Source organism: Acinetobacter sp. R933-2, from assembly GCF_030325485.1.
Lineage (GTDB): Bacteria > Pseudomonadota > Gammaproteobacteria > Pseudomonadales > Moraxellaceae > Acinetobacter > Acinetobacter sichuanensis.
This window is the reverse complement of sequence record NZ_JACAIJ010000002.1, coordinates 271,722-291,038: the sequence shown is the minus strand read 5'-3', so window position 1 is coordinate 291,038 and position 19,317 is coordinate 271,722. Positions and strand designations below refer to the sequence as shown.

At 35.8% G+C, this 19,317-nt stretch carries 19 protein-coding genes and 2 pseudogenes; 14 read left to right on the top strand and 7 right to left on the bottom strand.

Annotated elements, in window-relative coordinates:
• Window positions 1–21 precede the first annotated feature (21 nt).
• The 7 genes from HX005_RS03965 to HX005_RS03935 all read left to right on the top strand — a co-directional run bounded on the left by HX005_RS03965 (window position 22) and on the right by HX005_RS03935 (window position 4,431).
• The gene (locus HX005_RS03965) at window positions 22–411 is read left to right on the top strand and encodes a ribonuclease E inhibitor RraB (RefSeq protein WP_107008204.1); all 390 of its coding nucleotides are present in this window, start codon (window positions 22–24) and stop codon (window positions 409–411) included.
• A 150-nt stretch (window positions 412–561) separates the two neighbouring features.
• Window positions 562–1,008 (top strand): SRPBCC domain-containing protein, encoded by a 447-nt coding sequence (locus tag HX005_RS03960; RefSeq protein WP_286376355.1) that lies wholly within the window; start codon window positions 562–564, stop codon window positions 1,006–1,008.
• 151 nt (window positions 1,009–1,159) lie between these two features.
• Window positions 1,160–1,504 carry a zinc ribbon domain-containing protein YjdM gene (locus tag HX005_RS03955; protein ID WP_107008202.1) on the top strand — a complete coding sequence of 115 codons (345 nt, stop codon included), beginning with the start codon at window positions 1,160–1,162 and terminating at the stop codon, window positions 1,502–1,504.
• Window positions 1,505–1,556: 52 nt separating this feature from the next.
• Window positions 1,557–2,150 carry a DUF2939 domain-containing protein gene (locus tag HX005_RS03950; protein ID WP_286376354.1) on the top strand — a complete coding sequence of 198 codons (594 nt, stop codon included), beginning with the start codon at window positions 1,557–1,559 and terminating at the stop codon, window positions 2,148–2,150.
• Window positions 2,151–2,299: 149 nt separating this feature from the next.
• Window positions 2,300–2,764, top strand: a complete 465-nt coding sequence (locus HX005_RS03945) for a nuclear transport factor 2 family protein (RefSeq protein WP_107008200.1) — start codon at window positions 2,300–2,302, stop codon at window positions 2,762–2,764.
• A 134-nt stretch (window positions 2,765–2,898) separates the two neighbouring features.
• Window positions 2,899–3,303, top strand: a complete 405-nt coding sequence (locus tag HX005_RS03940) for an NUDIX hydrolase (protein ID WP_286376353.1) — start codon at window positions 2,899–2,901, stop codon at window positions 3,301–3,303.
• Between the two features lie 75 nt (window positions 3,304–3,378).
• Entirely contained in the window at window positions 3,379–4,431 is a 1,053-nt protein-coding gene (locus HX005_RS03935; protein ID WP_286376352.1) for a DUF1176 domain-containing protein, read from the top strand.
• A gap of 14 nt (window positions 4,432–4,445) precedes the next feature.
• Here HX005_RS03935 and HX005_RS03930 read toward each other — a convergent pair whose 3' ends face one another.
• The 3 genes from HX005_RS03930 to HX005_RS03920 form a co-directional block, all read right to left on the bottom strand.
• Complete coding sequence (locus tag HX005_RS03930) at window positions 4,446–5,381, bottom strand: tRNA dihydrouridine synthase (RefSeq protein ID WP_286376351.1); 936 nt, start codon at window positions 5,379–5,381, stop codon at window positions 4,446–4,448.
• Between the two features lie 272 nt (window positions 5,382–5,653).
• Window positions 5,654–5,833: a hypothetical protein gene (locus HX005_RS03925; protein WP_286376350.1), complete on the bottom strand. Its 180-nt coding sequence runs from the start codon at window positions 5,831–5,833 to the stop codon at window positions 5,654–5,656.
• A 143-nt stretch (window positions 5,834–5,976) separates the two neighbouring features.
• On the bottom strand, window positions 5,977–6,786 hold the full coding sequence (locus HX005_RS03920) for a cytochrome C assembly family protein (protein ID WP_107008197.1): 810 nt from the start codon (window positions 6,784–6,786) through the stop codon (window positions 5,977–5,979).
• A 144-nt stretch (window positions 6,787–6,930) separates the two neighbouring features.
• Here HX005_RS03920 and ffh point away from each other — a divergent pair, with 144 nt between their 5' ends.
• Together ffh and HX005_RS03910 are read left to right on the top strand one after the other, a co-directional pair.
• The gene (gene ffh, locus HX005_RS03915) at window positions 6,931–8,340 is read left to right on the top strand and encodes a signal recognition particle protein (RefSeq protein WP_107008196.1); all 1,410 of its coding nucleotides are present in this window, start codon (window positions 6,931–6,933) and stop codon (window positions 8,338–8,340) included.
• Window positions 8,341–8,458: 118 nt separating this feature from the next.
• Window positions 8,459–9,019, top strand: coding sequence for an RBBP9/YdeN family alpha/beta hydrolase (locus HX005_RS03910; RefSeq protein ID WP_286376349.1), 561 nt, complete (start codon window positions 8,459–8,461; stop codon window positions 9,017–9,019).
• A gap of 93 nt (window positions 9,020–9,112) precedes the next feature.
• Here the strand turns inward: HX005_RS03910 and HX005_RS03905 are convergent, their stop codons facing one another.
• The 4 genes from HX005_RS03905 to HX005_RS03890 form a co-directional block, all read right to left on the bottom strand.
• Entirely contained in the window at window positions 9,113–9,799 is a 687-nt protein-coding gene (locus HX005_RS03905; RefSeq protein ID WP_286376348.1) for a toxin-antitoxin system YwqK family antitoxin, read from the bottom strand.
• 143 nt (window positions 9,800–9,942) lie between these two features.
• The gene (locus tag HX005_RS03900) at window positions 9,943–10,659 is read right to left on the bottom strand and encodes a toxin-antitoxin system YwqK family antitoxin (RefSeq protein WP_286376347.1); all 717 of its coding nucleotides are present in this window, start codon (window positions 10,657–10,659) and stop codon (window positions 9,943–9,945) included.
• Window positions 10,660–10,997: 338 nt separating this feature from the next.
• Window positions 10,998–11,738, bottom strand: coding sequence for a type III pantothenate kinase (locus HX005_RS03895; protein ID WP_286376346.1), 741 nt, complete (start codon window positions 11,736–11,738; stop codon window positions 10,998–11,000).
• Complete coding sequence (locus tag HX005_RS03890; RefSeq protein ID WP_286376345.1) at window positions 11,735–12,499, bottom strand: biotin--[acetyl-CoA-carboxylase] ligase; 765 nt, start codon at window positions 12,497–12,499, stop codon at window positions 11,735–11,737. Before HX005_RS03890 ends, HX005_RS03895 begins: the two co-directional genes overlap by 4 nt.
• Before the next feature lie 30 nt (window positions 12,500–12,529).
• Here HX005_RS03890 and HX005_RS03885 point away from each other — a divergent pair, with 30 nt between their 5' ends.
• The 5 genes and pseudogenes from HX005_RS03885 to HX005_RS19670 form a co-directional block, all read left to right on the top strand.
• Entirely contained in the window at window positions 12,530–13,339 is an 810-nt protein-coding gene (locus HX005_RS03885; protein WP_286376344.1) for a sulfite exporter TauE/SafE family protein, read from the top strand.
• Window positions 13,340–13,656: 317 nt separating this feature from the next.
• Window positions 13,657–14,352 carry a GntR family transcriptional regulator gene (locus tag HX005_RS03880; protein ID WP_286376343.1) on the top strand — a complete coding sequence of 232 codons (696 nt, stop codon included), beginning with the start codon at window positions 13,657–13,659 and terminating at the stop codon, window positions 14,350–14,352.
• Between the two features lie 27 nt (window positions 14,353–14,379).
• Window positions 14,380–17,832 carry a chromosome segregation protein SMC gene (smc, locus tag HX005_RS03875; RefSeq protein ID WP_286376342.1) on the top strand — a complete coding sequence of 1,151 codons (3,453 nt, stop codon included), beginning with the start codon at window positions 14,380–14,382 and terminating at the stop codon, window positions 17,830–17,832.
• Between the two features lies 1 nt (window position 17,833).
• Window positions 17,834–18,050, top strand: a pseudogene (locus HX005_RS19675) (cell division protein ZipA C-terminal FtsZ-binding domain-containing protein); the annotation flags it as partial.
• A 218-nt stretch (window positions 18,051–18,268) separates the two neighbouring features.
• A pseudogene (locus HX005_RS19670) lies at window positions 18,269–18,820 on the top strand (cell division protein ZipA C-terminal FtsZ-binding domain-containing protein); the annotation flags it as partial.
• Window positions 18,821–19,317: the final 497 nt, after the last annotated feature.

Below are 19,317 nucleotides of genomic sequence, written 5' to 3'. Positions count from 1 at the left end.
AAAGATAATAAGGAAGCCCCAATGACACGCGATTTTGAACAATTCCCTGATGATGATAACGGCAATTTATTGTGGCAAATGCAAGAAGATGGTGATGATTTAAACGAAATACATGAAATTGAATTTTCACTATATTTTAAAACACAAGAATTAGCAGAAAAGTGTGCTATTCATCTATTGCTTGAAGAACAAAAAATTTCAATGTATTTAGATGAAGAGATTGAACCTAATGAGTGGGTGATCACTGTTTTTGTAAACCTATTACCTGATTATTCAGATATTGTTGATCTAGAAGAATGGTTTAGTAAAATCGCTGAACAATTTTCGGGTGAATATGATGGTTGGGGTTGTAGTACTTATATCTTTGATGATGAAGAATATGAGGAAATTGAACTGGGTGAAATGAAATAATTTTCACATGATTTAAATAAAAAAGCATATCTTCTACGATATGCTTTTTTTATAGGAATTTTTAAGTTTCCATACACGAAAGAAATACACAAGACTTTGTTAGCAGCAGTACACTGAAAGCAGAAAAACAACAAGGAAGGAAAGTCGAGTATGGGAAATGTGATTCAGCTTCATCGAGTATTTAGTGCGCCGCCAGAACGTGTATACCAAGCTTTTTTAGACCCTGATGCCCTCGTAAAATGGATGGCACCCCATGGTTTTACCGCTAAAATTCACTATCTTCATGCTGTAGAAGGTGGAGATTATAAAATTTCATTTACAAATTTTTCGACAGGATCACAGCATACTTTTAGTGGTATTTATCATGAATTAGTACCCAATGAACGCATTCGTTATAGCGATCAATTTGATGATTTACATTTACAAGGTCAAATTGAAATGCAGATTGAACTTAAATCTACAATGGTTGGGACTGAACTATTTATCACTCAATCAGGGATTCCTGAATTAATTCCTGTGGCTGCTTGCTACTTAGGATGGCAAGAATCTTTACAACTGTTATCTTTATTGGTCAATCCAAACATTCCAGATCATTAGTACCCAGAATAGCAACTTGTAATGGTTGACTTAAAAATTGCATCATGATGGTGGATTTATAAAGCCTTAAAATAAATATGGGATTGGTCTATAAATAGCGATAGATATAGGCTATAGTATATGCCATTTTTTCCTTTATTTTGAGGTTGTTATGTCATTACCAAATTGCCCAAAATGTCAGTCTGAATATACTTATGAAGATGCCGATTTACTCATTTGCCCTGAATGTGCACATGAATGGAAAGAAGGTGAGCAACCTGCTCAAGACCAAAGCGACATCATCAAAGATGCTTTTGGTACAGTTTTAACTGATGGTGATGCTGTTACTGTAATTAAAGATCTAAAAATTAAAGGTTCTTCATCTGTCGTAAAAGTCGGTACTAAAGTTAAAAATATTCGATTATTAACGAATGCAAGTGATGGTCATGATATTGATTGTAAAATTGATGGCATAGGTGCAATGAAATTAAAATCTGAATTTGTGAAAAAGGCATAAATATAAGATGATAAGCCAATAGTTTTTTAATTGATTTATCAAGGAATGGGCAATGAAAAAAAGTTTAGTGATGACCATTTTTTTCATTGTCCTCTTGCTGATCGGTTGGTTAGTGTCACCTTATTGGATGTTATATCAAATCAATCAAGCCATTGAGAATAATCAAGCAGAGAAAATTTCAAAATATATTGATTATGCACGTGTACAGGCAAGTTTAGAGCCTCAGATTCAGAAAAAAATGAATCAAAGTATTGGCTTAGAAAACAATCATACATGGATTGGACAATGGGGAGAGCATTTGACTGAGCAAATTTCTCATCAAGTGGTGCAAAAAATATTAACCCCAGAGGCTGTTGCTTTACTTTTTCAGGGTAAACAATTAAAAGAAAAATTTGATTTTTCTCAATTTACAACAAAAAAATTAATTTCTCAGACGTTTTTGCCACAAGAACATCTAGTAGCGCAGGTACTAGAAATAGAGCCAGTATCCTTACCGAAAGTTTTAAAAAAGAATGATATCGATGCACGTTATATTTCTATAAATACATTTCAAGTGATCGTTCCAACATTCGCAGCTAAAAATACTCAATTTATTTTTCAACGTCATTATGTAGATTGGAAATTGACTGAAATCCACTTAAATTAGTTTTTAAATTGTTTATATTTTCTACAATTTTATTTTAATATTTTTTTTAATTGTATGTTTTTTATTGTAAAAAATCATTTTTCAGTTGTTATTTTTGAATAAAAATGTCAAATTAATCACAAATATTATAAGCAATTGAGAATAAGTATATGCTTGTCGATATAGAAGGTGATGCAACCATTGCACATGAAGTCTTAGAACAAATTAAAAAGTGGGATAAGGCATTGATGAATCAAAGCATTGATGAAATGACTCAACATTATGCAGAAAATGTTAGTCTTTTTGATGTCAGTTCGCAGTTAAGTGGGCTTGAACAATATAAACGTGAATGGGAAAAAGTTAGCCCATATTTCACTGCAAATATGAAAATTACTCGACGTGATATTAAAATTCATGTTTTAGCAGATTCGGCATTTTTATATTGTTATTCCAAGTTGGAAAATACACAATTAAAAGAGATATTTAAAATGCCTTGGTGTCGAACAACATTATGTTTGCAGAAAAAAAATGATACATGGGTGTTACTGCATCAACATATTTCGGTACCTGTAAATATGCTCACTGGCAAAGCCATTGATTTAGAAATCAAATCTAAGCTGAAGTTAGTGGTATAACCGCTTTGATAAATCCTGTTGTGTGGAAATCTAGCTATAGCATCAGGTACAAAAAAGAAACGTGTTTTATGAAATGCAAGCATTTCTCATGAGATAAACTCTGAATTATCTTTGAGTAGGGAAAAGGATTTTCCATGAGTTTTCATGATTTTTATCGTATGAGTTCGCATGCTGTAATTTGTAATACTCAAAATGAAGTTCTTTTATTAAAAGCCACTTATGCTGATTGTGCATGGGGTTTACCAGGCGGCGCTTTAGATCTAGGAGAAACGATTCATGCGGCTTTAATTCGTGAGTGTCGTGAGGAAATTGGTTGTGACATTCAAATCGATTATTTGTCAGGTGTTTATTTTCATTCTGTAGTGAAGTCCCATGCTTTTATTTTTAAATGTACTTTAGCAAAAGATGCTGAGATCAAGTTAAGCGAAGAGCATTCAATGTATCAATGGTTTAAGATTGATGAGCTGTCTGCTGTACAAAAAATAAGAATAGTGGACTGTTTAAATTTTCAAGGTACAGTACAAAGTAGAGTATTTTAAACAACAATAATTCAATAGGTTTTTCATCAACTTGCTTTAAAATAACAAGGATTTAAATACAATTAGAGCATTGAGATGAATTTTAATTTACAACAAAAAATAGCTTTAAGCTTTTTGTGTTTGTTCATACAAAATAGTAGTTTTGCGGCGATTCAAGGGCTTAGTTTTGAACATAAAGATTGGATGTTAGCCTGTGATAATACAGGAACTTGTCGTGCAGCAGGTTATCAAAATGGTGATAGTAATGACCCTATAAGTGTATTATTAACCCGAAAAGCAGGTGAAAATACGCCCATACTTGCAGAAGTACAGTTTGGTGAATTAGAAGAAAATCAAAAAACTAGTGACAAGTATGAACTCAAAATAGATGGAAAATCTTATGGTTGGGTGAAAAATAATACTGAGTCAAATCTACTCAATGCCAACCAACTCAAAGCTTTGCTCACAACAGCACAGCGTGAAGCTGTGGTAACTTTTGAATCAGGTCAACAGCGTTATACTTTGTCAGGGCAAGGAATGAGTGCTGTATTGTTAAAAATGGATGAGTTTCAAAAACGTATAGGAACTTCCTCGGCACTGATTAAAAAAGGTACTCAAGTCAATCGCAATGTTTTGGCAGCAGCAGCGAAGCCGATTGTTGTAGCTCAAGATTTAATAAAAGCGAAAGAAATAAAGCTTTTACCAAAAAGTGAAAAAGTACAAAAAATCATAACTTTGTTAAAAAAGACCACAAATGCTGATGATTGTCCTATTTTATTTGATCAATCTGAATACTCAGACACAGACCGTTTGGTGATTACGCCTCTCACAAAAGACCTAAATGCTGTGTCCAATGCTTGTTGGAAAGGGGCTTATAACTTTGGTTGGGGCGTTTGGGTCATGAATAAAGACTTGAGTGCAGTAAAACAATTTGTCAGTTATTCCATTAGTGATGAAGTCGATAGCCAGTTATTTGAAAACCATAAAGGGCGAGGTATTGGCGATTGTTGGTCGCAAGCAACATGGACGTGGAATGGACAGCGTTATATCCAAACTTTGGATGCAACAACAGGACTATGTAAAGGTTTTGCTGGTGGTGCTTGGCAATTACCCACTGTTGTTGCAGAAGTGAAAGGTTTAAAGCAATAAGCTATGAGTTGAAGTTAACATTTTGAAAGGTTGAGTTTTTCAAGTACTTCATCAATTTTTTTCAAACGTTTAACTTCACTCCATAAGGCTTGAGCTTCAGGATAGTGTTTAGACATCATGCCTAGCCATTGTTTATAACGTCCGACCATATTCACTTCTTTTTTATAGTCACCATTTAGAAAACGAATTTGTAAACTCAGTAATTCATTCCATGTGATCAATGGTTCATCAATATTTTTTCGAATACATTGGGTTAGGTCAGGTGTCGTAACAGCACCGCGACCAATCATTAAATCTTCACAGCCCGATTCAAGTTGGCATTGTTTTGCATCAGCATTTGTCCAAATTTCACCATTGGCAATGACATTGATGTTGAGTGATTCACGGATCGGCTGAAGAAGATCCCAAAAAGCAGGCGGTGTATAGCCATCAGCTTTGGTACGCGCATGTACCGTTACCCATGCTGCGCCTGCGTCTTCAATGGCATGCGCATTTTCCATGGTAAAATTTCGATCCATATAACCCAAACGCATTTTTGCTGATACAGGAATATGCATAGGTACAGCATCACGTACAGCCTTAACCAACTCATGTACTACTTCAGGCTCATCTAAGAGTACTGAACCACCTCGATGACGATTTACAGTTTTTGCAGGACAGCCAAAGTTAAGGTCAATTGCAGGTGCGCCAAGTTCAGCAGCACGAACCGCATTGGCTGCAAGCATGTCTGGATTATTTCCTAAAAACTGCACATGTACAGGTGTTCCTGCTGCTGTTTTACCGTCATTGTTTAATTCAGGGCAATAGCTGTGATAAATATGATCGGGTAATACCGAATCGGTGACACGAATAAACTCAGTGACGCACCAGTCAAAGCTGCCAACTGATGTTAAAACATCACGCATAATTGGATCGGTTAAGCCTTCCATTGGTGCAAGCACAAGTTTCACTGAATTACCTAAATGCGAAATCTAAACAGGAGCGTTATACTTTTTTTTACATAAGTTGTCTAGCAGAGGTCATGATAAAGAGCGTGATGTTAACGCTGAGTTTAAAAAGAGCATTCAAAAGTATGCTTTAAGTCAGAAGAATTTTGAGTGTCCGTTTTAATTGAGAATACACATTTAGATAATAAAAATCACGATCAAGTTTAAATAAAGTGATTTCATCATGTTCATTTATGTATTTGCTATAAATAAACAAAATATTCTCTCATTTCGTACTATTTTTTCTTCTCAGTGACACAAGAAAATGTGCAATAACGATCATTGTCATAGGTTGACACAATTCCATCATAATTAGGATCTGCATCTTTGATGAGAAAAACTTGATCACATTGACGACATTGATCCTCAGTTATTGTATTTGAGTCGTCATATTCAAGATGCGTTATAATATTCATAATCAAGCCTTTTTTGATAAATTTTAAATACATATTTTTTTTAGGAGATTAAATAAGTTACATATTTAAAACAAGTCAAAAAACTTAATTTGACGAATTATTTTTAAGTTGAGGAGAAAGTTAGACATGTTTTCTCCTGAACTTTAACGATTTAGCACCATTTCCAAAATAAATTTTGAACCAATAAAGCCGATTGCCAATAAGAAAAAGCCAATAATGGTAAAGCGAATGGCTTTTTGACCACGCCAACCAAATTTGTAATGTCCAATCAACAACGCACCATAAACGAACCAAGAAATAATACTAAACGCAGTTTTATGTGCTAAATGCTGTGCAAAAAAGTTATCAACGGTAAAGAAGCCAAAACCTAGAGCAATGGTCAATAAACTAAACCCAGCCACTAACATATCAAATAGAAGTGATTCCATCACTTGTAAAGGAGGCAATAAACTGACCCAGACGCGTTTTTTTTGTTTTTTCTTGAGCTCTCTATTTTGTAACCAAATTAAAATGGCTTGAATTGTTGCCATCAATAAGACTGCATAGGCAGATAAAGATAAAATAATATGAATATCAAGCCCTAAAGAATGCACCTCCATAAATTGGCGAGGTAAGCTAAAAGCAAAACCTAAAATTAAGCCTAAAGCAGCAACAGGGATTCCTAATAAATTTAGAGCAATAACAGGACGATAGGTGCTAAATAATACACTTAGTAATAGCATTAAGCCTGAGGTAAAGGACATTAAATTGAAGACGTCATAATTTATGCCTAACGGAGTTAACATACTAGAAGAGACGACTAGAGTATGTAAAACTAAGCCTAAACCCAACACGACACCAATAAACCAATGATTTGGTGCACGTTTAGACATTAGATGCATAAATAAATACCAAAATGATGTGGTATAGGCAATTAATGCTAAAATAGTGTAAACCAAGGGGAGGCTAATCATGTCAAACCTTTTTCGGGATGATAAATATTCATGTTATAAGATATAAATTCGATATGAACTCAAGTATCCTATCGCATCTTATGCAGAAATTTTCTATTTTAAGAAAGATTTTTTTGCTACTAGCTATTTTAAGCGGATTTTGCAATGTTTGATACCTTAACAGAACGACTCACGCAGAGTTTAAGAAATGTTACTGGCTCAGGGCAGCTAACCGAAGACAACATTAAAGACACGTTGCGTGAAGTGCGTATGGCACTTCTAGAAGCGGACGTTGCCTTACCTGTAACTCGTGAGTTTATCGCGAAAGTTAAGGAAGAAGCATTGGGTCAAGAAGTCATGACTCAGCTTTCTCCAGGTCAAGCTTTCGTGAAGATCGTCTATGACGAATTGACCAAAATGATGGGCGCAGCGAATGAGACTTTGGACCTAGCTGCAAAGCCACCTGTTGTTGTACTTCTAGCTGGTTTGCAAGGTGCGGGTAAAACCACAACCGCAGCGAAACTTGCACGTTTTTTAAAAGAACGTCAAAAGAAAAAAGTCGCAATGGTTTCTGCTGACGTTTATCGTCCAGCGGCAATTAAACAGTTACAAACTGTTGCGGCTGAAGTTGGTGTTGACTTTATTGAGTCAGATGCTTCTGAAGACCCAATTAAAATTGCGCAACGTGCAATTGGTCAAGCCAAAATTAATTTCAATGATGTGTTAATTGTCGATACCGCAGGTCGTTTGCATATTGATGATGACATGATGGATGAAATCAAAGCATTACATGCTGCGATTAACCCAACTGAAACATTATTTGTTGTTGATGCAATGACGGGTCAGGATGCTGCCAATACAGCAAAAGCATTTAATGATGCCTTACCGTTAACAGGTGTAATTCTGACCAAGACTGATGGTGATGCACGTGGTGGTGCAGCACTTTCTGTTCGTGCAATCACAGGTAAGCCAATCAAATTCTTAGGTATGGGTGAAAAACTTGATGCCTTAGAGCCATTCCATCCTGAGCGTGTTGCACAACGTATCTTAGGTATGGGTGATGTACTTTCTCTTGTCGAAGAAGTTGAACGTAAGATCGACAAAGAAAAAGCTGAAAAAATGGCGAAAAAATTGCAAAAAGGCGGAAGCTTCAATTTTGAAGATATGCTGATGCAATTTGAACAAATGAATAAGATGGGCGGGATGATGGGCTTCTTAGATAAGTTGCCTGGCATGAGCAATTCAGGCATTCAAGATGCAATCGCGCAAGCGAATCCTGAAAAGCAAGTCAAAAAGATGGAAGCGATTATCCAGTCGATGACCATCAAAGAACGTCGTAACCCAGACTTGATGAACCCTAGCCGTAAAAAACGTATCGCAGCAGGTTGTGGTATGGATGTTGTTGAAGTTAATAAACTGATTAAACAGCATGCACAGATGGCAAAAATGATGAAAAAATTTGCAAATCCATCTGGTATGGCAAAAATGATGCGTTCATTGGGTGGTTTACAAAAACAATTCGGTGGCGGCGGTGGAATGGGACCATTATTTGGTAATAATGAGCCAAAAAAATAAGTTTTTCACCCAATAAAGGAGTACTAAAGTACTCCTTTTTTATAAAAAAATTACATTAGAAAACGGATACTTCAGTTATCCTTGCTACTTAAAAATGATTGATAAGAAGAATGATGATATGAATACAGTTTTTATTGTCCATGGCTATCGTGCAGCACCACAAAATCATTGGTTTCCTTGGCTTGCACAAAAAATTCAATCCGTTGGCGCTGCATGTGAAATTGTCCATTTAGAAGACTCTAGTGCTCCACAATATGAAGTTTGGAAAGAGTGTTTACATATGCAAATTTCACCTTTAGATGAAAATAGCATTGTTGTTGCACATAGTTTGGGCTGTCTCAGTAGTTTAGATTTTCTATCAGAAGTACTCAAAGGCAAAAAACTGAAGGCTATTTTTTTAATAGCACCTTTTAAAGCGTCATTACCTGCATTACCTGAGTTAAATGGTTTTATTCAGCAAGCAAAAATTGATGAGCATGTGATTCGTACTGCGATTCAAAAACGTTTTATTTTTTTATCAAATAATGATCCTTACGTTACCGCACCTGAGAGTATCCGCTTAGGATTTGCAATACATGCTCAGATGGTTGAAATAAAATCAGCAGGGCACTTTATGCAGGATGATGGTTTTGTTGAATTTTCTGAATTATGGGAAAAATTAAATCACTTATTGGTTTGAAGTTAAGTGGGTTTAACGTGAAGTCACTTATTTTGATCTGATGGATTTGGGAAAGAGAATAATAAATAGACTCTTTCCCAATTTTGAGCTTATTTATTCTTCATCAGTTTTTTTGTAGATATCTTCAACAATATCATTGATTTGTGTATTGTCTGTGACAGCTTGCCCTTGACGATCCCATGCTTTAGCATCATAAATAGATTGTTCATCTTTATAGACCACAGAACCTTCTACCGCAGGTTTGCCATTTTCATACCAAAATTTAATTTTATATGAATTGACTTCTGGGTCTGCTATTTCATATTCAAAAGCTTGCTGCCCATTGTGATAAAAGGTTTTCGATAACCCTACTTCTACACCTTCTTTATAATTTGAAACTGATGAAACTTGACCATTTTCAAAGTAAGTTGTGATTGGACCATCAGTAAAAATAATATCAAAACTGCGTAAAGCTAAAGGTTCTTTGATCCAAAATGGAGAAGTTTGTTGTTTATTATTTTTCTGATAAAAATCTTGTACTAAAAAACGTCCATCTTTATCACGACCTAATAATTTACGATAAAAGCCATCTTCTGTTGGGGTTGCTGAATAACCAGAATCGTATTCTTCACCCTCAGATGCATCTTTATCAAAATAGGCAATAATTGCTTCAGATGTGCTGAGTTGTTGTTTGTACTCAGTAGGAATAGTGTTTTGATTAATCGTTTGTAGATTACTACATCCAGTAAAAGCAAGTCCTAAGATACTTACTAAAAAAATTTGTTTAAATTTATACATCATAAAGTTCACTTATTATCAATATGCTTTAACAGATCTAAGATACAGTTCAGAATGATCTGCATTGTTATTTTGACCTATCATGATTGATTTTCAATATAAATTTGTAAATATCAATCTGTATTTTTACTTATGCTTCATAGACATTAAAAATATGAATTCAATTTCTTTAAAATACTATCAATTTTTTCATTATCAGTCACCAAATGACCATTTTTATCCCAAACTTTGCTGTCAAAAATACAGTGATTATCTGATGGATTGATTTTTAAGTCAGCAGCGAGCTTGCCATTTTCATACCAAATTTTTTGTAAAATAAGTTCATCATTAATGACATCTTCTGCAAATGCAATTTGTCCATTTTGATAGTAATACTCATTTTTTCCTACTTTTTTAAAGTCTTTATAATGATGTTTTAGATGTATATTGCCATTTTCATAATAGGCGACCATTATTCCATCGGAAGATATACCATCAAAACTTTTTAATGCTGAGACTTCTTTGATCCAATAAGGATCAGTTTGTTTTTTATGGCTATTTTGAAAGAAATCTTGTACCAAGTAACGTCCATTTTGATCACGATCTAAAAGTTTCCGATAGTAACCATTTTTTACAGGAACTTCAGAATAGCCTTCGCCAGCAGTGTGTAGTTGAGTGCTCTGTGCAAAATCTGACGATTCGGCAGCTTCGGGTGCAAAATAGGCAATAATAGATTGTTCATTTTGCTGATGGTTGCCATGCTTGTTCACTTCAAGAGTCTTTCTTTCAAGTGGTTTTTGCTGAGCTGTATTTGATGGGTGAGTACACCCGATCAGTATAAAACTGACTAAGCTAGCACTGAACAATGGTTTTCGCTGATACATGTAGATATCCTTGTTTTTTGCATTGGATTTTCTATTTAATTGATATTTTTTTACTTTTTTTCATGTTATACCATTTGATTAAAGTTAGATAATATAAATTATGTGTTTGCACAGACACAACATACTTTGAAAGGTTTAAATTGCTTTGCGTAGTCAATGCCTCACTTTTCAAGGATAAAAAGTGACAAAAATCCTTTGTTGAGCACAAGCTAAGTCCCTTTACCTGTGCTCAACGGCGACATCCATGTCGCCTCACGATAACATCGCCACGTTTAAATCAATTTATGCAGAAAAGCAAAAGCGACTAAGTTATATAACGTTAATTTAACAGATTGGTATTAATTTTGATTTTTAAGGTAAATTTCTAAACCTTTGAGCAGTAAGTCTGCTTCGATATGGGGGGTGTATTTTCCTAAAAATTGAGCAAATAATTGAGCATCGCCACCTGTTAAAATTAATTTTCGTGGAGATTGTTGAAGTACATGTTCAATTGTGCTGAGTAAGCCTAAAAAGATGCCATGATGTACTGCATCAATCGTATTTCGTCCGGGGCTTAGCTCTTCAAAAGCTGCATCTGGGATTTTAATACCTTTTGTATTTTGAATGAGTGAGTCACGTTGTAAATATAAATTTGGAACAATATAGCCGCCTAAATGTTGCTGACCTTGGGTGAGATCAATGGTTAAAGCAGTACCACAACTAATCACACACAAGTCTTCATCTTGATTTGCCACAGCGAGCACTTGCAGCCAACGGTCTATTCCAAGTTGTTTCGGGTCATCATAACCACACTTTAGCCCAGCATATTCAGCATGAACTTGAGCAAAGTAAATAGGTACATCTAGAAGTTTTAAAATTTTTTCAATGCGTTGATTATTTTTTTTATCTTGAACAGAAGAGATTCCAACTCGCGTAATGGCTAAATTTTTAAAGTGTTGAATGAGACCTAAAAGCAAGTCAGCAGGAGATTGTAGATGTAATTCGGCAGCATGTTCTACAATATGATTGTCTTCCGTAACCCAATACTTTAAACGTGTATTTCCAATATCTAGCCAAAGTTTTTTATCGTGAATATTCATAGCTCACCTTGATTTGCTAGACGTAAACGTCCTTGATAGACATTGATTAAACCTTGTGCTGTTTGTAAATTAACAGATCCATCATCACTGATGCCTTTGAAAGTACCTTCTATATCGCCTTTGATTTGTTCAAAATGAACTTTTTGATCCATAAATGCAGCATAATGATTGAAGCGAGCGGCAAGGTTATAGCAGCCATGATCAAACCATTGACCTGCTTGTTGAATGGCAAGGTAAAGTTCGCTGATCATTTGAATGCGATTAGGATATTGCACACCTAATTGCATAACCGAGGTTACTTGTTGGTCAATTTGTTCGGCGGGAAGGGGTAAAAGGTTAATACCTACGCCAACAATAGCTTCATTGGGTGAAAGTGGTTCAACTAAAATCCCGCCCCATTTCCCTTGTGAACTGTATAAATCATTTGGCCATTTAATTTGTAAATGACTTAAATCTCTTAAACTTGGCATTTGTAGAATATTTAAGGCAATTTCTAAAGCCAAACGACCATCAATTGTTGTTTGAGTTTGCAGCAATGTGCTTAAATAAATATTCCCAATCGGAGAAACCCACTCGCGTTGACGCTGTCCTCGACCTTGAGTTTGTATTTCACTACACACCAATACTGTTTTAATTCCTTTTAATGCGATATTTCGTACATCATCATTGGTTGATGTAGTGCTATGTTTTAACAGCAAAATTTCAGGGAGTTGCTGTGCTTTGCTCAGTAGTTCGCGCAGATGACGTGTTTCTAAGTCCATGTTGAATATGAATAGAATGGAAAAATATTTATGGAGTTAATCATATATTTAGGGATTGGCGCAATCGCTGGTTTTGCCGCAGGACTATTTGGTGTGGGCGGCGGTTTAATTATTGTCCCTATTCTTTATGTCGTTTTTACCCAAATGGGCTATGACCCTACAGTGATTATGCACCTTGCTTTGGGGACGTCATTGGCAACCATTATGGTGACTTCAATCAGTTCATTAATGGCACATCATAAAAATGGTGCTGTACTTTGGTCTGTCGTGAAAAATCTTGCACCTGGTTTAGTCTTAGGCTCATTTTTAGGTGCAGGAGTTGCAGGTTTACTATCAGGTGCAAATTTACAACTGATTATTGGGCTATTTGCCATTTGGGTGGCTTATAAAATGTTTAAAGGGGCAAATGTCAAAGTAGACGAAACCAAGCAATTACCTTCAACTACCATGCAGCTTTTAGCAGGCGGTGGTATTGGTGTTGCTTCAGCAATTTTTGGCATTGGTGGGGGAAGTTTGACTGTACCTTATCTCAATAAAAATGGTGTAGTCATGCAAAAAGCTGTCGGGACTTCAGCAGCATGTGGCTTGCCGATCGCAATTGCTGGTGCGTTGGGTTTTATGTTCTTTGGAGCTAAAGCACAAATCAATGTGCCAAATACCCTTGGTTTTGTGCATGTCTATGCTTTTATTGGCATTAGTATTATGAGTTTTATTACAGCAAAATTAGGCGCGAAAGTTGCACATGCACTGTCTCCTGCGATGTTGAAAAAGTGTTTTGCTGCTTTACTTACAACTATTGGTTTATATTTTATATCTCAAGGTATTTCTGCTTTCTTCTAAATTGTATGTGTAATCTTAGTTTTATAAGTTTAAGCCTACTTATTTCCCTATAAAATGTGGAAATAGGTAGGTTTTTTATGAATAATTTTTAAAAATAATCAATAGTGTAGATAAAGTTAGTCATATTTTTAGCTCTATTTTTGGGCTAAATTCAAGTTTAAAATAAATTTGCTTCTATTCGTCTAATTCTCAGTGCAATTGACTCAAAATTCGCTAAAATTGTCCGACAATGACATAGAAATATCAGGGTTGAATCGTTTTAATAAAAATTCAATTGATGATATTGATCACAATAAAACAAATAAGACAGGATTTTTATGCATTTGGAAGAAGTTGAAAGCCTTTCAGAGCAAATCGCCAAACATATTAGTGAACAAATTATTAGTGGCGAGTTGGTAGAAGGGGAACGTATACAAGAACTACGGATCGCTAAAGAGCTTGATGTGAGTCGAGGCTCGGTGCGAGAAGCACTTTTGCTTCTCGAAAGGACTCATCTTATTGAAATTTATCCACGACGTGGTGCAATTGTCTCTGAAATGTCACCACAACAAGTTCGCGCTTTATTTGATACAAGTTGTTTGTTTCTTGGTCAAATTGTGCAGCGTATGAGTGAAACATGGCGTAACCACGAAGCAGAAGCTTTGCAACGTTTAATGCTTGAATTAAATGAACATGTAAAACAAAGTAATACTGAAAAATTTTATGACAGTATTTTCCAATATTTGGCTGAACAGCAGGATATGGTTGGCAATCCTTATTTAATGAAATTTTATAAAGAATTATTGCCTTCTTTACGTAGAAGCTATTTTTTAACCTTAAATACCTCACGAAGAGAGCTACAAGAGGGCTTAGAACTCATAAAACTCGTGATTGATGCAATTTTAATCCGAAAATCACAACAAGCTACTTTATTTATGGAAGATTTTTGTCGACACTTGCGTAATCTCGTGTTGGAGTCACTAACACGTATGAAACAAATTGAACTCGCTTGGGCGCGGAGATCGCGTCGTTAAGTGATGTTGGCAAGTAACTAGGACATTATGCGTTTAAGCAGCTTAAAACTCTCTGGCTTCAAGTCTTTTGCAGATAGTGCAACTCTACAATTTAAAGCAAATCGTACAGCAGTGGTTGGTCCCAATGGTTGTGGGAAATCAAATGTCATTGATGCCATTCGTTGGGTGATGGGTGAGTCAAGTGCACGTCAACTTCGTGGTGGCAGCATGCAAGATGTCATTTTTACAGGAACAACGAAACGTAAACCTGTGGGGATGGCAAGTGTTGAGCTACGTTTTGAAAATACTTATGGAAAGTTAGGAGGCGCATATAATGCGTATTCTGAACTTGCTGTACGTCGTCAGGTGAACCGCGATGGGAAGTCTGAATATTTCTTAAATGGTACCAAATGTCGCCGTCGTGATATTACTGATATTTTCCTAGGTACAGGATTAGGACCACGTTCATATGCCATTATTGAACAGGGCATGATTAATCGTTTGGTCGATGCTAAACCTGAAGAAATGCGTGTTTTTATTGAAGAAGCAGCAGGTGTATCGCGTTATCAAGCACGCCGTAAAGAAACATTGCAACATTTAGAACATACCTCACAAAACTTAGAACGTTTAGAGGATATTTCTAGTGAATTACAAGCACAGTTAAAAACATTGAAACGCCAATCTGAGTCGGCAGTTCAATACAAAACCTTAGAAACAGAAATACGAACATTAAAAATTGAAATTTTGTCTTTTCAATGCGAACAAAGTTCACGCTTACAAGAACAATATTCCATAGAAATGAACGAAGTTGGAGAAAGTTTTAAATTAGTTCGCTCAGATTTGACCACTTTAGAACATGATTTAGCGGCGACGAATGATTTATTTCAACGCCTTATTCAGCAGTCTTCACCTTTGCAACAAGAATGGCAAGCAGCAGAGAAAAAGCGTGCTGAGTTGCACATGAAGTTAGAGCAAAAAAATAATATTTTACAGCAAAATACAGAAATGTTGGAGCAGCTAGAACAGCAAAAATCCCAAACAAAAGAGCGTATTCAACTCTTTGAATTACAGTTAGAAACACTCTTTGAGCAAGTTGAAGAACAGACAGAAACGCTGCAAAATTTAAATGCAGAAACACAGCAAAGTCAGCAGAATTATACTGACTTAAAAGCACAGCAGATTGAAGCACAACAACACTTTGAGCAGATCAAAGCACAAGTTGAAAAACAACAGCAACAAAAAGCACAGATGCAGGTGCAAATTGAGAGTTTAAATAAAAATATCACTCGATTGGAGCAGCAGAAACAAAGCTTTAAACAGCAAACTGAGCAAGTTCAGAAGCAATTTGAACAGCAAGACCTCATACAGCTTGAACATGAAAAAGTACAGAAGCAACAGCAAATTATTGAATTAGAAGAACTTATTCAGCAGCAAACAGCGGCTTTAGAGCAACAACAAGAACAATATAATCAGCATAAAACAGCATATGCAACATTAAAATCTGAGATTCAGGTTTTACAGTCGGAGCAAAAAAACTTAAATCAATTATTGGTTAAAAGTTCAAAGCAACATGACAATAATGCGACGTCCTTGATGCAAAATTTAAAGCTTAATGCACAAGGAAAAACGCATGCAAATCTGATCGAAAAATTCTTGGCAAAATGGTTATCGGCTCAGTTTATTGACCCACAACATTCTTTTCAGGAAAATTTAGCACGTCAGTTAAAAGCAACGACCCATCTAGAAAAAATACAGCTTGAAAATTTGATATGTTTAGCAGATTGGATTGAATTTCCACAGTCTTCAATATGGCAGCAGGTCGCAATTGCTGAAAATTTACCTCAAGCCTTAACTTTACAACCTCAGTTGAAAGTTGGACAAAGCATACTAACATTGGATGCTTATCATGTCGGGCAAGACTGGGTGATTGGTTTATTGTTTGACGAATCAAGCCAAGCTGCACAAGGTGCGCTCAGTCATCGCTTACGTTTGGAGGAGATTGAACAAAGCTTAGTGGAGTTGGATGTTCAATATACAGAAGTTGAAGGTTTAATTTCTGAGTCACAACAGCAGTTGAATGAATGCAAAGCACAATTACAAACAAATCAAGAGCAGCTTGGTGTTCAACAAAAGCAGCGACAACATTTAGATGTGCAAATTGCAAAACAACAAAGTGTTGTACAGGCATTTGAAGTGCAGAAAGTACAACTTAGTCAACAATTACAACAGTTTGATGAGCAGCTTGAAGAAGATGCTATGCAAAAAGATGATTTAGATATTGATTTACATGCATTGATTTTAAAACTTGAACATAATTTACCTACGTATAAAACTGCACAATTTAAACTTGATGAATTGAATGAAAAGCTTGAAACGCAGCAGCAATCTTCTCAACATAAACAACATAACTTCGAAGCAACCCGTCGTTTCTTAGAGCAAAATAAGCAGAAAATTGAACTGTTAGAAAAGGATATGAACTTTTCAAAAGTACAATATCAGCAAGTTATGTTACAAATAGAACAATCGAAAAAGCAGATTGATCCAATTCAACTTGAGTTGCCAAGTTTGCAAACTGAATGTACAGCGCAAGCAAAACATACAGATCAGCTTCAGAAAACATGGCAAGAATGGCAAACTGAGTTGAATAATGTACAAACTAAACAACAAAGTTTGACAGAAACTCGCCATTTACATCAACAAAATGATGAAAAATTGCGTACTCAGTTGGAAGAGAAGCGTTTAGCATGGCAAGTCGCGAAGTCAGATTTTCAACATTATTCTGAACAATTAAATGCCTTAAATGCCAAAGTGAAACAGGGCTTAACGCTAGATCTGGCTGTACATCAGCAAAACTTAGAAAAAGCGCAACGCCAGTTTGATAAGTTAGGGGCGGTAAATTTAGCAGCGTCAGAAGAATATTTAGAAGTATTTGAGCGTCATGAAGCATTGACACATCAAATGCAAGATTTAGAAAATACAGTAGATCAACTTAAAAATGCGATGAAGAGCATTGATCTAGAAACTAAAAAGTTATTTATGGGCACTTTTGATCGAGTGAATGCAGAACTTAAACATCTTTTTCCAAAGGTGTTTAATGGTGGTGAAGCCAGTTTAAGTCTTGAAGATGACTGGCAATCGGGTGTTAAATTAATGGCACGTCCACCAGGTAAACGTAACAGTTCACTGGCATTATTGTCAGGTGGTGAAAAAGCACTTACTGCTTTAGCATTGGTATTTTCTATTTTTAGATTAAATCCAGCGCCATTTTGCGTACTTGATGAAGTAGATGCACCATTAGATGATGCGAATGTAGGAAGATTTTGTAATTTGGTAAAAGAGCTTTCTGAACAAGTACAATTCATTTACATTACGCATAATAAAGTTGCAATGACGATGGCAACCGATTTGCTGGGTGTGACGATGCCCGAACCGGGAACATCAAAACTCGTCACTGTGAATTTGGAAGAGGCAAAAGAATACGGTTTAGCCGCGGAGTCGTAGTATGGAAATCACCACAATCGTTGGGATTGTTGTTGCAGTCATTATTATTCTTATTGGTTTAAGAATGGTATTACGCAAATCAGATGATGCAGCACCTTCTTTAGAGTCAGAATTACATATTAATTCTGAAAGTAATCAGCCTGTTATACCACGTCATGTTCGTGATCAACTCCAAGCCGATCCGCCAAAAGAAGCAGCACGCGTAGAACCAGACTTAAATACTTTAAACGCAACTTCGGTTGCAGAAGAAGCAAAATCTGAGAAAGTTGCTGTACCTGTAGAAACAGTCAGTGAAAAAACAACGGTCACAACTGAACAAGTTAAAGCTGAAGTGACAGAAGTGAAAGCATCTGAGCCTGAGCAGTCATCAGAAGTGATTAGCACATTGAAAACGGATGAAACTCAATCAGCTGAAGTTAAAACATCAATTGCAACAGAAGAGTTTAGTTTAAATCCAAATATTGAAACTGCTGAAATCAAAGAATTCGATGAAGAAAGTAGTATTTTAGATGTGCATTTACATGAGCAGCAGCGTTTTGATGATGAAAGTACATTAGCAAATGCAGAAAGTATTATTGCTTTAAATGTTTATCCAAACCCACGTAAAGCACTTTCAGGAGATAAAACCCTGAAAGTTTTATTGAAATATGGCTTACGTTTTGGCGAACTTTCATGTTTTCATCGTTATGATAATATTGATGAACCAAGCCCATTAATGTTTTCTGTGTTGCGAATTACGGATGAAGGTCCAGCAGGTTTTGATTTAGAAACCTTATCGGCAGAGCAAGTGAAAGGTTTAGCATTTTTCTTGGCTTTACCGCATAGTAATGTGCAAAAAGGTTTCGATACCATGGCAAGCATTGCGGGTTTGATTGCACGTGAAGTCGATGGCACAGTGTATGATGAGAACAACTTGGAATTTACGCCACAGCTAAAAGAACATTGGCGTCATAAAGCCATTGATTATCGCTCTGAACAAGAGGCATAAAGCAAATTATTGGTTTGTAAATAACTTAAACCTCATCGATTGATGAGGTTTTTTTATATCAATAACTGATGTTACGCAGTAACTCTAAAATTAAACTTTGGAGCTAGAAAAATGTGGATACACGGAAACGTCATCCGCAACGTGTTTGAGGCAGGACTACTTTGGGTAGGAATGTTTCTGCGATGTATTTATCAATTTGCGGTGGTTGACGAGTTTTGCGGATGACAATGGTTTTGCCTACTTTTGCCGAAACAAAAGTAGGTCGAGCCTGAGCAAGTCAAAGTATACTTTGACGAAGTGCAAGACGCAGTGGCTGATCCTAAATTTAAACTTTAGATGTAAGACCCCGTCATGTAAATTTAACTTTTGCTTTTTTTCAGCTATTTAATTTAAATCCAATGCGTAACATCAGTCAATAATTCTTTAAATATCGACAATGACGGAGTTGAAATAATACAGCGCTCGACTTCGGTGATTTTAGCGACAATTTTTGTCGT

Coding starts and splice junctions, on each gene's coding strand:
- HX005_RS03965 (WP_107008204.1), top strand. CDS start 22: ATGACACGCGATTTTGAACAATTCCCTGATGATGATAACGGCAATTTA.
- HX005_RS03960 (WP_286376355.1), top strand. CDS start 562: ATGGGAAATGTGATTCAGCTTCATCGAGTATTTAGTGCGCCGCCAGAA.
- HX005_RS03955 (WP_107008202.1), top strand. CDS start 1,160: ATGTCATTACCAAATTGCCCAAAATGTCAGTCTGAATATACTTATGAA.
- HX005_RS03950 (WP_286376354.1), top strand. CDS start 1,557: ATGAAAAAAAGTTTAGTGATGACCATTTTTTTCATTGTCCTCTTGCTG.
- HX005_RS03945 (WP_107008200.1), top strand. CDS start 2,300: ATGCTTGTCGATATAGAAGGTGATGCAACCATTGCACATGAAGTCTTA.
- HX005_RS03940 (WP_286376353.1), top strand. CDS start 2,899: ATGAGTTTTCATGATTTTTATCGTATGAGTTCGCATGCTGTAATTTGT.
- HX005_RS03935 (WP_286376352.1), top strand. CDS start 3,379: ATGAATTTTAATTTACAACAAAAAATAGCTTTAAGCTTTTTGTGTTTG.
- HX005_RS03925 (WP_286376350.1), bottom strand. CDS start 5,833: ATGAATATTATAACGCATCTTGAATATGACGACTCAAATACAATAACT.
- HX005_RS03920 (WP_107008197.1), bottom strand. CDS start 6,786: ATGATTAGCCTCCCCTTGGTTTACACTATTTTAGCATTAATTGCCTAT.
- ffh (WP_107008196.1), top strand. CDS start 6,931: ATGTTTGATACCTTAACAGAACGACTCACGCAGAGTTTAAGAAATGTT.
- HX005_RS03910 (WP_286376349.1), top strand. CDS start 8,459: ATGAATACAGTTTTTATTGTCCATGGCTATCGTGCAGCACCACAAAAT.
- HX005_RS03905 (WP_286376348.1), bottom strand. CDS start 9,799: ATGATGTATAAATTTAAACAAATTTTTTTAGTAAGTATCTTAGGACTT.
- HX005_RS03900 (WP_286376347.1), bottom strand. CDS start 10,659: ATGTATCAGCGAAAACCATTGTTCAGTGCTAGCTTAGTCAGTTTTATA.
- HX005_RS03895 (WP_286376346.1), bottom strand. CDS start 11,738: ATGAATATTCACGATAAAAAACTTTGGCTAGATATTGGAAATACACGT.
- HX005_RS03890 (WP_286376345.1), bottom strand. CDS start 12,499: ATGGACTTAGAAACACGTCATCTGCGCGAACTACTGAGCAAAGCACAG.
- HX005_RS03885 (WP_286376344.1), top strand. CDS start 12,530: ATGGAGTTAATCATATATTTAGGGATTGGCGCAATCGCTGGTTTTGCC.
- HX005_RS03880 (WP_286376343.1), top strand. CDS start 13,657: ATGCATTTGGAAGAAGTTGAAAGCCTTTCAGAGCAAATCGCCAAACAT.
- smc (WP_286376342.1), top strand. CDS start 14,380: ATGCGTTTAAGCAGCTTAAAACTCTCTGGCTTCAAGTCTTTTGCAGAT.